Here is a 12,745-nt window from a genome sequence, read left to right as displayed (position 1 = left end):
AAAGTCAAAGTCAGGCTTGTCTTGACTTTGACTTTTTTTGATAAAGGGAAACTGGTTATTCGTTAAACATGGAGCACAACTATATGTTGCTTTTCCTTCCTTTAGAGTGATACAATTTACCTTATGTGAGAAAAATCGGGAGTGAGAATCTATGAGCAAGCGTGATTACTATGAAGTCCTCGGGTTAAGTAAGAACGCGGGTAAAGATGAGATAAAAAAAGCATATCGAAAGCTTTCTAAACAATATCATCCTGATATTAATAAAGAAGCAGATGCTGTGGACAAATTTAAAGAGATTACAGAAGCTTATGAAACATTAAGTGACGATCAAAAGAAATCTCATTATGATCAATTTGGACATACGGATCCTAACCAAGGCTTTGGCGGTGGAGCTGGATTCGGTGGCGAAGGCTTTGGCTTTGAAGATATTTTTAGCTCAATCTTTGGCGGTGGCACGAGAAGACGAGATCCAAATGCACCACGACAAGGTGCGGATTTACAATACACGATGACGTTAAATTTTGAAGAAGCAGTATTTGGAAAAGATACAACAATTGAAATTCCTCGTGAAGAAACATGTGAAACATGTGATGGATCTGGGGCTCAAAAAGGAACGAAGCCAGAAACATGTACACACTGTGGAGGAAGCGGTCAATTAAGTGTTGAACAAAATAGTCCGTTTGGACGTATTGTCAATCGCCGAGTATGTCACCATTGTGAAGGTACTGGTAAGATGATCAAACACAAATGTGGAACTTGTCGTGGAACTGGAAAAGTGAAAAAACGTAAAACAATTTCAGTTAAAATTCCAGCAGGTGTAGATGATGGTCAGCAGTTACGAGTATCAGGACAAGGTGAACCTGGTGTTAATGGTGGTCCTCCTGGAGATCTTTATGTAGTATTCCATGTAAGAGAGCATGAGTTTTTTGAAAGAGATGGAGATGACATTTATTGTGAAATGCCATTAACATTTGCTCAAGCTGCACTTGGTGATGAAATAGAAGTACCTACATTACATGGCAAAGTAAAACTAAAAGTACCTGCAGGAACACAAACAGGCAAGAAATTCCGTCTAACGAACAAAGGTGTACCAAATGTTAGAGGTTACGGTCAAGGTGATCAATACGTTATATTACGTGTATTAACACCAACAAATCTAACAGAGAAACAAAAAGATTTATTAAGAGAATTTGCAGAAATCAATGGAACGACTCCTGATGAGCATGAAGAAAGCTTTTTTGATAAAGTGAAGCGTGCTTTTAAAGGAGAATAATTTTTCTTTATTAATGGACAAATGAAAGATAGAAGGATTGGAGTTGGTAGATATGAAGTGGTCAGAATTAAGTATTCATACAACACAAGAAGCAGTAGAACCCATTTCAAATATATTGCATGAGGCTGGAGCAAGTGGCGTGGTTATTGAAGATCTTGCCGATTTAATAAAAGAACGGAGCACTGCCTTAGGTGAAATCTACCAACTTGATCCAACCGATTATCCTGAAGAAGGTGTTCTTGTTAAAGCCTATTTACCAGTGAATAGCTTTTTAGGAGAAACAGTTGATGGTATAAAAGCATCAATTAATAATCTGTTAGTTTTTGATATTGATTTAGGGAAAAATCATATTACGATCAGTGAAGTGAATGAAGAAGAATGGGCAACAGCATGGAAAAAATACTATCATCCTGTAAAAATTTCTGAAAAATTCACAATTGTGCCAACTTGGGAAATATATGAACCAGTTAGTTCTGATGAATTAATTATTGAGCTTGATCCAGGAATGGCATTTGGAACTGGAACACATCCTACTACAGTTCTATGTATACAGGCATTAGAGAGAACTGTTCAAAAAGATGATACAGTCATTGATGTTGGAACAGGATCAGGTGTATTAAGTATTGCCGCGGGGTTACTCGGTGCTAAACATATCGAAGCCTATGATTTAGATCAGGTTGCAGTTGATAGTGCCCGCTTGAATTGTAAATTAAATAAAGTACAGCACATTGTTTCAGTTTCACAAAATAATCTGTTAGATGGTGTGGAAGGTCCTGTAGATTTAATTGTATCTAATATTCTTGCTGAAATTATTGTTCGCTTTATAGATCAAGCATATGATGCACTAAAGAAAGATGGCACATTTATAACATCAGGTATTATCCAAAACAAAAAACAAGAAGTGAAAGATGCACTTATAAATGCTGGATTTACCATAGAAGAAACAATGGTCATGGAAGACTGGGTAGCGTTTATTGCAAAGAAGAAATAAATAAGGGGTCTGACCCCAGGAACTAAGGTGGCTGCGTTGCAAAGGTATTTTATTAATGAAGAAAAAGCAAATGTAGAATCGAATATTATGGTTACAGGTGATGATGTTCATCATATAATGCGTGTTTTACGTATGCAGCCTGGAAGCAAAATTGTCTGTTGTACAAGTGATGGTTTCGAAGCCCTTTGTGAAATAGTTGAATTTACCAATGACCAGGTGAATTGTTCTGTATTAGAATGGATGACAGTGAATCGTGAATTACCTATTTCTATAACCATTGCGAGCGGGTTGCCTAAAGGGGATAAGCTTGAATGGATTATTCAGAAAGGCACCGAGTTAGGTGCTTCTTCATTTATCCCTTTTAATGCTGCTCGTTCAATAGTAAAACTAGAGCCAAAAAAGGTCGGCAAAAAGGTTGAACGTTGGGAGAAAATTGCGAAAGAAGCTTCAGAGCAATCATATCGAAATCTCATTCCAACCGTTTCAGAACCTAGTTCGTTTGATTCATTATTAAAGAATTCAAGTAGCTATGATGTGAAAATAGTTGCGTATGAAGAATCAGCAAAACAAGGTGAAAAGAAAAACTTAGTTCAGGCATTTGATCAATTAAATGACGGTGACTCTTTGCTGGCTGTTTTCGGACCTGAAGGCGGATTAACCGAGCAAGAAGTAAAAAAGCTGGAAGAACATGGTTTTTATATATGTAGTTTTGGTCCAAGAATATTAAGAACTGAAACTGCTCCATTATATTTATTATCAGCGGTTTCTTATTATTTCGAATTATTGAGGTGAGGTATAATGCCTACAGTTGCATTTCATACATTAGGTTGTAAAGTAAATCATTATGAAACAGAAGCAATATGGCAGTTGTTTAAAGATGCCGGCTATGATCGTACTGAATATGAACGTGTTGCAGATGTGTACGTTATTAATACATGTACTGTTACAAATACCGGAGATAAAAAAAGTAGACAGGTTATTCGTCGTGCGATTCGTAAAAATCCTGATGGAGTTATTTGTGTAACAGGTTGTTATGCTCAAACCTCACCAGCAGAGATTATGGCAATTCCGGGTGTTGATATTGTTGTAGGTACACAAGACCGCACAAAAATGCTTGAGTATATTGAACAGTTTAAAGAAGAGCGCCAACCAATAAATGGTGTTAGAAATATTATGAAAACACGAGTTTATGAAGAACTGGATGTACCTTCATTTACAGATCGTACAAGAGCATCTTTAAAGATCCAAGAAGGCTGTAATAATTTCTGTACTTTTTGTATTATTCCATGGGCACGAGGGTTAATGCGTTCTCGAGATCCTAAAGAGGTTGTGGCACAAGCACAGCAGCTTGTGAATGCTGGTTATAAGGAAATTGTATTAACAGGGATTCACACAGGTGGATATGGTGAAGACTTAAAAGATTATAATTTAGCGATGCTTTTACGTGATCTTGATGAACAGGTAGAAGGTTTGAAGAGGATTCGAATTTCGTCAATAGAAGCGAGTCAAATTTCAGATGATGTTATTGATGTTCTGAGAAAATCAGATAAAGTAGTAAGACATTTACACATTCCAATTCAATCTGGTTCTGATACTGTTTTGAAGCGTATGCGTAGAAAATATACAATGGAATTCTTTGCAGAGAGATTAGATCGACTCAAAGAAGCTTTACCTGGTTTAGCCATTACTTCAGATGTTATTGTTGGATTCCCTGGAGAAACGGAAGAAGAGTTTATGGAAACTTTTAATTTTATAAAAAAATATCAGTTTTCTGAGCTACATGTTTTTCCATATTCAAAACGAACAGGAACACCTGCAGCACGTATGGAAGATCAAGTAGATGAAGAAGTGAAAAACAACCGAGTTCATCGCTTAATAGAGCTTTCAGATCAATTAGCAAAGCAATATGCATCACAATTTGAAGATGAAGTACTAGAGGTTATTCCTGAAGAGAAATTCAATAAGGAATCAAATAATGATTTATATGTTGGTTATACAGATAATTATTTGAAGGTAGTATTTCCTGCAAATGAAGAGATGATAGGCAAAATTGTAAAAGTTAAAATAACAAAAGCAGGCTATCCATACAACGAGGGCCAATTTGTAAAAGTAATGAACGAACAATTGGAAATCAGCGGAGATATACGTTTAACATCTTAAATAATTGAAATTGGTGCCTGAAATGGTGATCATAATATAAATAGAAAAAAGGATTGGCATCTGCTAATCCTTTTTTTCTATGGAGCTATGTTAAACAGTGAGAGGCAAATAGAATGAATTACCATTTATAAATGACTAAAAAAATTGTTATGAGTACAAATTAAATTTGTACTCGTTTTTATTTATGGAAAATGATAAGATGTAAGAGGTCGGACAACTATAGGTTAAGGAGATGTGATACATATGTCAAAGATAGCAAACATGATAGATCATACAGCTTTAAAAGCAGATACAACTAGAGATGTAATAGAAACACTTTGTCAAGAAGCTAAGGAATATCAATTTGCTTCTGTTTGTGTTAATCCTACATGGGTTAGTTTAGCAGCTGAGCATTTAAAAGGAACAGATGTAAAAGTTTGTACGGTTATTGGATTTCCATTAGGTGCAAACACACCTGAAACAAAAGCATTTGAAACAACAAATGCGATTGAAAATGGTGCAACTGAAGTTGATATGGTCATTAATATCGCTGCATTAAAGGATAAAAATGATGATTTAGTAAAGCGTGATATTGAAGCAGTTGTTAAAGCAGCTGGAAATAAGGCATTATCAAAGGTGATTATTGAAACGAGTTTACTGAATGAAGAAGAAAAAGTTAGAGCGTGTAAAATAGCAGTTCAAGCAGGTGCAAATTTTGTTAAAACATCAACAGGATTTTCGACTGGTGGAGCAACTGTTGAGGATATCGCTCTTATGAGAAAAACTGTAGGACCTGATATAGGTGTTAAAGCTTCAGGTGGAGTAAGAGACACTGAGGGTGCAGAAGCATTAATAAAAGCAGGGGCTACACGTATTGGTGCTAGTTCAGGTGTTGCAATTAGTAAGGGTGAAGTTTCAAATTCAGATTACTAAGTTCAATGCTATGTAATAAGCACAAGCATTTTTCTTCACTAAACATAGAATAAATGTATTATTTAGATAACTTAATAAAGTAATAAGTTTTTGCTATATCAGTTGACCTATATAATACCTTATATTATAATGGCAAAGTACATGTTTTGTTATAGCATGTTTTATTTAAAGATGTCGATTGGTTGTATTCGGAGGGAGGGAAAGAGAATGTCAAAAACGGTCGTTCGTAAAAACGAGTCGCTTGAAGATGCTCTTCGTCGTTTTAAACGTACTGTATCTAAAAGTGGTACAATACAAGAAGCTAGAAAGCGTGAATTCTATGAAAAGCCTAGCGTAAAGCGTAAGAAAAAGTCTGAAGCAGCTAGAAAGCGCAAATTCTAAAAGAGGGTGTACGTATGAGTCTTCTTGAACAATTGAATCAAGATATGAAACAAGCGATGAAAAACAAAGAAAAAGACAAACTAGCTGTCATCCGTATGGTTAAGGCTGCTTTACAAAATGAAGCAATAAAGTCTAGTCATGCCGAATTGTCTAATGAAGAAGAATTGACAGTTCTTTCTCGCGAACTTAAACAACGTAAAGACTCCCTCCTAGAATTTAAAAATGCTGATCGTTTGGACTTAGTTGAAAAAACACAAGCAGAGATCGACATTTTAGTTGATTATATGCCTGAACAGCTTTCCGAAGAAGAAGTTTCTGAGATTGTTAAACAAACGATTTCAGAGGTAAATGCAACTTCTAAGGCGGATATGGGGAAAGTTATGGGAGCACTCATGCCCAAAGTTAAAGGTAAAGCAGACGGAAGTCTTGTAAATAAGCTTGTGCTACAGCAGCTATCATAAATAATTAAGACATCTTGTATAAAATGCAAGATGTCTTTTTATTATGACATTTAAGAATAAAAAAACTTTTATTAATTGGTTAAGCTTTTTTAGGAAAATTCAATGCTTATTGTCTAGTAAACTTCAGATCACCTCCTACGATAAGTCAACAAGGGAGCTTGATCTTTTCTTACATAGTAAGACTTGAATTCAATAACAAAGTAAATACTAGGAAGGTTATTTTTAGAGCTCTTTTCTTAGGATACGTTATAGCTTAATTTTGAATTACCGCACTTAGTTAAATGTTTTTAACAAAAATCAATAACAATGTTAATGCACATTATTTTTAAAAGGTTCGTTTTCCTGAAGAATAGATTTTACCGCTATATTTAATATGTGCTGTATCCTTTAGAATTCTAAATCCTAAAGTATATGAGAATAGCTCTTGTAAATAAAATTAATAATAAAAGTATGAAACTAATTAGGTATCATATACGTATTAAGATTATGCAGATTAGGAAGGAGGTAAACGATGAGAAAGTATTTTTTCCTGCTCATGATAATTATGGGTCTGGTTTTAAGTGTTTTTACTGGTTTTAATAATGAATTAAAAGCTGACTCAGATCAAAAAGTGTATATTATTCCTTTAGAAGACACAGTTGAAAAGGGACTTTCGCAATATATTGAACGAAATATTACTGATGCCAAAGAACAGGGTGTTGACCATATCATCCTTGAGATTGATACACTAGGCGGTGCAGTAGATGGTGCAATGGAGATTGCGGATACCTTAAGAGCAAGTGATATCCCAATAACGGCTTTTATAAACAGAAGAGCAATTTCTGCAGGAGCATATATTGCATTAAATGCAGATCAAATTTATATGGTTCCAGGTAGTCAAATGGGATCTGCAGCTGTCATTACTGGTGATGGTAACGCTGCTGATGATAAAGCGCAATCATTATGGTTATCTGAAATGAGAGAATCAGCAGAACGAAATGGTCGTGATCCTAAATATGCATTAGCAATGGTTGATAAAGATGTTGATGTTCCTGAGTTTGGAGCTGGCAAAGGTGATTTATTAACCTTAGAAACGAAGCAAGCAGTACAGGTTGGATATGCTGAAGGAGTTGCAGAGAACAGAAAAGATTTATTAAATCAGCTGAATTTATCCAATGCAACAATATTAGAGGCAGAGGAAAGTTTTGCTGAGAAAGTAGCAAGATTTATTACAAATCCAGTTGTTGTTCCAATTTTACTTTCGATTGGAAGTATTGGGCTTGTTGTCGAGCTTTATTCACCTGGTTTCGGAATTCCAGGTTTTATGGGTTTAGCATCTTTATTACTATTTTTCTATGGACATTTAGTGGCAGGACTTGCGGGACTAGAGTCTTTACTCCTATTTATTTTAGGGATCATCTTAATAATAGCTGAATTATTTGTACCTGGTGGTATAATGGGTATATTGGGCTTTGCAAGCGTGATCGGAAGTCTTTATATTGCATCAGGTAATTTCATACAAATGACGATCTCACTATTGATTGCTTTTGCTGTGTCCGTTCTTGTTTCTATTTTATTAGTAAAGGTGTTTGGAAAACGTATGAATATTTTTAAACGATTAATTTTGCGTGACTCAACAAATACTGAAAGTGGCTATGTTTCAAGTAAAACGAGAAATGAATTAATAAATCTCGAAGGTGTTGCATTGACTACACTAAGACCAGCAGGTACTGCAATAATAGGTGATGAACGCTTGGATGTTGTAACTGAAGGTAGTTATATTAATAAAGGACAAAAAGTAAAGGTAGTGAAGGTTGAAGGCTCACGTATTGTTGTGAGAGAATTATAGAGGTTTGTCAAACTTATGTAAGAAGTTAATTTTCTTACATGTCAGGCTTATCATTTCTTATTAGGAGGAAAACAATGGATGCTTCAGCAATTTTAGTATTAGGACTTGTTATATTAGGTTTAATCTTTTTAGGTGTTTTCTTTACGTTTGTACCAATTGCTCTCTGGATCTCTGCACTAGCAGCAGGAGTAAAGGTAAGTATCTTCACATTAATTGGAATGAGATTAAGAAGAGTTATTCCGAGTCGAGTAGTTAATCCGTTAATCAAGGCTCATAAAGCAGGGTTAGATGTAACAACTAACCAACTGGAAAGTCACTATCTAGCAGGTGGTAATGTTGACAGAGTAGTTAATGCACTTATTGCTGCTGAGAGAGCAAATATTGAATTAACATTTGAACGCTGTGCTGCTATTGATCTAGCAGGTCGTGATGTATTAGAAGCTGTACAAATGAGTGTAAATCCTAAAGTCATTGAAACACCATTTATTGCCGGTGTAGCTATGGACGGGATCGAAGTAAAAGCAAAAGCTAGAATCACAGTTAGAGCAAACATTGAACGCCTAGTTGGTGGTGCTGGTGAAGATACAATCATCGCGCGTGTTGGTGAGGGTATTGTAAGTACAATTGGTTCATCTGATAATCATAAAAAGGTATTAGAAAATCCTGATTTAATTTCTCAAACTGTTTTAGGAAAAGGACTTGATTCTGGTACAGCATTTGAAATTCTGTCGATAGATATTGCGGATGTTGATATCGGTAAAAACATTGGAGCAGAACTACAAACAGAGCAAGCTGAAGCAGATAAGAAAATTGCTCAAGCGAAAGCGGAAGAAAGAAGAGCAATGGCTGTTGCACAAGAACAAGAAATGCTTGCACGTGTTCAAGAAATGAAAGCAAAGGTTGTTGAAGCAGAAGCGAAAGTACCTCTTGCAATGGCTGAAGCGCTTCGTTCTGGAAACATTGGTGTAATGGATTATATGAACATAAAGAATATCTCAGCAGACACTGATATGAGAGATTCTATTGGTAAAACAAATCAAGATAGTAATGATCACGAGGAATATTAATCATTAAGCTATTGACAAGTAAGTGGGTTTGATGACAATTTATCAAACCCATCTTTTCCTCATTATAAGGAGGGAGAAATAAATGGATATATCAGATATATTTGGAAATCCAATAGTATGGGCATTCCTTGCTTGGTTATTTTCGAGAATCTTTACCTCTGGAAAAGAGGATGCAAGTAAGAAGAAGCCTGAAAGTCCAACAGAAGAACGTCCAACACATATTGAACCAAGACAAAATGATCATACACGCCCAAGTCCAAGGCGAAATCCAACCCCAAGGCCAAATCCAAGACCATCTACAAGATCAAATCCAAAGCCTGTAATGACAACAGTTGAAACAAGGAAAAGGGAACAAAAGCCTTCTCTTCAAACTGTTCAAGAGGCTTATGAGAAAATGAAAGTAGAATCATTTGATAAGGTCGAGCATGTTGATATCATTAAGGAAGAACCAAAAAGGGTTCGTAGTGTAGTAAAAGAGACTACGCCCAAGACAAAGGGTAATCTAAAAAGGAACACACTTTTAATCGATCAGCAAAAAGCAGTACAAGGTGTTATTTGGAGTGAAGTACTCGGTCCATCAAGAGCAAAAAATCCTCATTACACACGAAATAGAAGACATTTTTAACTTCTCAAATAATGATGTTATAAGACTCACTTTTCTCTCATACATATGAGATGAAAGGGGGTCTTTTTTTATGGCAAAAAAATGGCGCCAGCAGCTAACAAGATGGATTACCAACACAATCGAACTACCGCCCGATGTCATGATGGATCTTCCTAGAATAACGATGGTTGGACAGCTTCATATTTACATAGAAAATCATCGAGGACTTCTTACGTTTACTGATACTGAACTACGTCTTCTGTTAAAACAAGGTCAGCTTTTAATTAAAGGTGAAGCCTTTGTCATAAAGACGATTCTACCGGAAGAAATTCTACTAGAAGGAAAGATAGATCAAGTTCTCTATCTGGATGCTACGTAAGGTGCTCCAAAAATTTTCTAGGCTCTTTTCTCAAAAATTGTTGTTTTAACGAAGAATTCGAAATGATTTTATCAAAGGAATTAGGAGTTATATAAAGCTTAATCAGGTAAATTGCTTAAAACAAAAGGCTAATACGTAAAAGACAATGAGTGATAAAAAACAATTTTTTTGCGAAAGTAGCCTTTGGTAGGAATAAAATTGTCTGCTGTAATTTTCACAGCAGACACACATTCCATTACTACCAGTCGTTTTTTAATAGGGGGATGAATGATGAAAAATCAATGGACGAGTTACTTATTTGGCATATTAAAAGTAAGTATCAAGGGAAGAGGTACTGAAAGGTTTCTAAATGATTGTATACGGTCTAATATAGCTGTTTGGAATGTGCATAGAAGTGAAGTCGATGGTTTAAGTTTTTTTATTCGACTTCAAGATGTACATGCCTTAAGAGATGTAGTAAGACGAAATGAGTGTAAGTGTAGATTTGAAAAAAGATTAGGATTCCCTTTTTTAATGAAGCGCTCTTGGCGCAATAACGGGTTTGTTATGGGCTTTCTTGCTTTTTTTCTATTAATATTTATTTTATCAAATATGATTTGGGGAATTGAAGTGGATGGTGCTTCGCCTGAAACTGAGCATTTAATAAAGAAGGAGCTTTCTCGAATTGGGGTTACATCAGGAAAGTTTCAATTTTTTGTAGAAAATCCAGATGATATTCAGAAAACCTTAACAGATAATATTCAACAAATCACTTGGGTTGGTGTAGAACTAACAGGTACAACCTATCATTTGAAGGTTGTAGAAAAAAATCAACCGGAAGAAGAAAAACTTGTTAGTCCACGACATATTGTTGCAAAAAAAGAAGCAGTTATTAAAAAAATGTTTGTAGAACAAGGCCAACCAATGACAACCTTAAATGAACATGTTGATAAAGGGCAAATCTTAGTTTCGGGTTTAATTGGAAAAGAGGATGATCAAAAGGAAGTTGCCGCCAAAGCAGAGATATTCGGTGAAACCTGGTATAAATCAACAATATCAATTCCATTAAACACGACTTTTCAAGTGTTAACTGGGAATGCTAAAGATAAGTTTTACCTTAAATTCGGTTCATTTAAGCTCCCGATTTGGGGATTTGGTAAATCAGGATTTACTTCCTACGAGCTAGAGGATGATATTTACGATCTGAAGTTTCTAGGATTTTCTTTACCATTGGGTTTTGTGAAAGAAACATATCTTGAAAAAGAAGAGGTCGAAAGAAAATATACACCAAAGCAAGCAAAAAAAGCAGCTCTTGATCGAGGTCGTAAGGATATTGAGGAAAATTTGGTAGAAGATGAAAAGGTAATTGGAGAAAAAGTTTTGCACGAGACGAAGGAGAATGGTAAAGTTAAATTAACCGTTCTTTACCAAGTGTTGGAGAACATTGTAAAAACTACACCAATTGTTCAGGGAGACTAAAGAATGCCAGAAGAATTAGTGACAATGAATCAAACAGTAGATAATCCAAATGAAGCTATTGCGTTGTTTGGGAATAATGATGTACATCTTAAAAGAATTGAAGAAGAATTAAGCGTATCAATTGTAACAAGAGGTGAAGGAGTATTTGTTTCAGGTGATTCAGAACATGTGAAGCTTGTTGACGATCTTCTAAAATCACTACTTGTTATCATCCGAAAAGGAATTAACATAAGTGAACGAGATGTAATTTATGCGATTAGCATGGCGAAAGAACAAAGCTTAGATCAGCTCGAACAGTTATACGTCAAAGAAATAGCTAAAACTGCTAAGGGGAAATCGATTCGAGTTAAAACACTGGGACAACGCCACTATGTTTCTGCTATTCAAAGCAAGGATCTAGTGTTTGGAATTGGACCTGCTGGAACAGGAAAAACCTACTTAGCTGTAGTGATGGCTGTTAATGCAATGAAGCTTGGATCAATTAAACGAATAATCTTAACACGCCCTGCTGTAGAAGCTGGGGAAAGTCTTGGATTTTTACCAGGAGATCTTAAGGAAAAAGTTGATCCTTATTTAAGACCTTTATATGATGCTCTACACGATGTGTTAGGAATGGAGCATACACAAAGGCTTATTGAAAGAGGAACAATTGAAATTGCACCACTTGCTTATATGCGAGGAAGAACATTAGACGATGCTTTTGTTATTTTGGACGAGGCTCAAAATACAACACCAGCACAAATGAAAATGTTTCTTACACGTCTAGGGTTTGGCTCAAAGATGGTTATAACCGGTGATATTACCCAAGTTGATTTACCAAAGGGAGTTAAATCAGGTTTATCAGTAGCCAAAAGCATTCTTAATGAAGTTAATGGAATATCCTTTATCACACTAGAACAATCTGACGTTGTAAGACATCCACTTGTAGCCAAAATTATCTCGGCTTATGAAAATACTAATGAAGGATAGTGACCCGGAGACCCGAATTCGGGTCACTTTTCTTTTCTTAGAGTTTCTAGGACTAAAACGTACATAAAGAAATTAGAAGGAGAATATAGTTTTTCTTACTTTTATGAAAATAAGGATGCAATAAGAGAGGATTGTATACGAAATAATAGCTTTTACCTACTATATATTAGGTGGAAAGCTCATTTTTTTCTACTTTTTTTGTCATATTTTGTCTTAAAGGTTGAACATTTTTCGATAAAAGGAAATAATGAAAGATAGTATG

13 protein-coding genes are annotated in these 12,745 nt (G+C 35.4%); all 13 read left to right on the top strand.

Annotated features, from left to right (window positions below):
- Positions 1 to 151 precede the first annotated feature (151 nt).
- Complete coding sequence (dnaJ, locus tag JOC75_RS13430) at positions 152 to 1,273, top strand: molecular chaperone DnaJ (RefSeq protein ID WP_146949071.1); 1,122 nt, start codon at positions 152 to 154, stop codon at positions 1,271 to 1,273.
- Positions 1,274 to 1,325: 52 nt separating this feature from the next.
- On the top strand, positions 1,326 to 2,264 hold the full coding sequence (gene prmA, locus JOC75_RS13425; RefSeq protein WP_204954546.1) for a 50S ribosomal protein L11 methyltransferase: 939 nt from the start codon (positions 1,326 to 1,328) through the stop codon (positions 2,262 to 2,264).
- 36 nt (positions 2,265 to 2,300) lie between these two features.
- Positions 2,301 to 3,056 carry a 16S rRNA (uracil(1498)-N(3))-methyltransferase gene (locus JOC75_RS13420; RefSeq protein WP_204954545.1) on the top strand — a complete coding sequence of 252 codons (756 nt, stop codon included), beginning with the start codon at positions 2,301 to 2,303 and terminating at the stop codon, positions 3,054 to 3,056.
- 6 nt (positions 3,057 to 3,062) lie between these two features.
- On the top strand, positions 3,063 to 4,424 hold the full coding sequence (gene mtaB, locus JOC75_RS13415; protein WP_204954544.1) for a tRNA (N(6)-L-threonylcarbamoyladenosine(37)-C(2))-methylthiotransferase MtaB: 1,362 nt from the start codon (positions 3,063 to 3,065) through the stop codon (positions 4,422 to 4,424).
- A gap of 243 nt (positions 4,425 to 4,667) precedes the next feature.
- Entirely contained in the window at positions 4,668 to 5,336 is a 669-nt protein-coding gene (deoC, locus tag JOC75_RS13410; RefSeq protein WP_204954543.1) for a deoxyribose-phosphate aldolase, read from the top strand.
- Between the two features lie 207 nt (positions 5,337 to 5,543).
- Positions 5,544 to 5,717, top strand: coding sequence for a 30S ribosomal protein S21 (gene rpsU / locus JOC75_RS13405; protein WP_015595024.1), 174 nt, complete (start codon positions 5,544 to 5,546; stop codon positions 5,715 to 5,717).
- Between the two features lie 14 nt (positions 5,718 to 5,731).
- Positions 5,732 to 6,178 (top strand): GatB/YqeY domain-containing protein, encoded by a 447-nt coding sequence (locus tag JOC75_RS13400; RefSeq protein ID WP_204954542.1) that lies wholly within the window; start codon positions 5,732 to 5,734, stop codon positions 6,176 to 6,178.
- A 511-nt stretch (positions 6,179 to 6,689) separates the two neighbouring features.
- Positions 6,690 to 8,006 (top strand): NfeD family protein, encoded by a 1,317-nt coding sequence (locus JOC75_RS13395; protein ID WP_204954541.1) that lies wholly within the window; start codon positions 6,690 to 6,692, stop codon positions 8,004 to 8,006.
- A gap of 74 nt (positions 8,007 to 8,080) precedes the next feature.
- Positions 8,081 to 9,073 carry a flotillin-like protein FloA gene (floA, locus tag JOC75_RS13390; protein WP_204954540.1) on the top strand — a complete coding sequence of 331 codons (993 nt, stop codon included), beginning with the start codon at positions 8,081 to 8,083 and terminating at the stop codon, positions 9,071 to 9,073.
- Positions 9,074 to 9,155: 82 nt separating this feature from the next.
- Positions 9,156 to 9,698, top strand: coding sequence for a hypothetical protein (locus tag JOC75_RS13385; protein WP_204954539.1), 543 nt, complete (start codon positions 9,156 to 9,158; stop codon positions 9,696 to 9,698).
- A gap of 70 nt (positions 9,699 to 9,768) precedes the next feature.
- Positions 9,769 to 10,056, top strand: a complete 288-nt coding sequence (gene yqfC / locus JOC75_RS13380) for a sporulation protein YqfC (protein WP_204954538.1) — start codon at positions 9,769 to 9,771, stop codon at positions 10,054 to 10,056.
- A gap of 270 nt (positions 10,057 to 10,326) precedes the next feature.
- Entirely contained in the window at positions 10,327 to 11,514 is a 1,188-nt protein-coding gene (gene yqfD, locus JOC75_RS13375) for a sporulation protein YqfD (RefSeq protein ID WP_204954537.1), read from the top strand.
- 3 nt (positions 11,515 to 11,517) lie between these two features.
- Positions 11,518 to 12,483: a PhoH family protein gene (locus JOC75_RS13370; RefSeq protein WP_204954536.1), complete on the top strand. Its 966-nt coding sequence runs from the start codon at positions 11,518 to 11,520 to the stop codon at positions 12,481 to 12,483.
- Positions 12,484 to 12,745 lie beyond the last annotated feature (262 nt).

The sequence above is a fragment of the Metabacillus crassostreae genome, from assembly GCF_016908395.1.
Classification (GTDB): domain Bacteria; phylum Bacillota; class Bacilli; order Bacillales; family Bacillaceae; genus Metabacillus; species Metabacillus crassostreae.
Note: the sequence above shows the minus strand (reverse complement) of the source record. Positions and strands in the feature narration are given on the sequence as shown.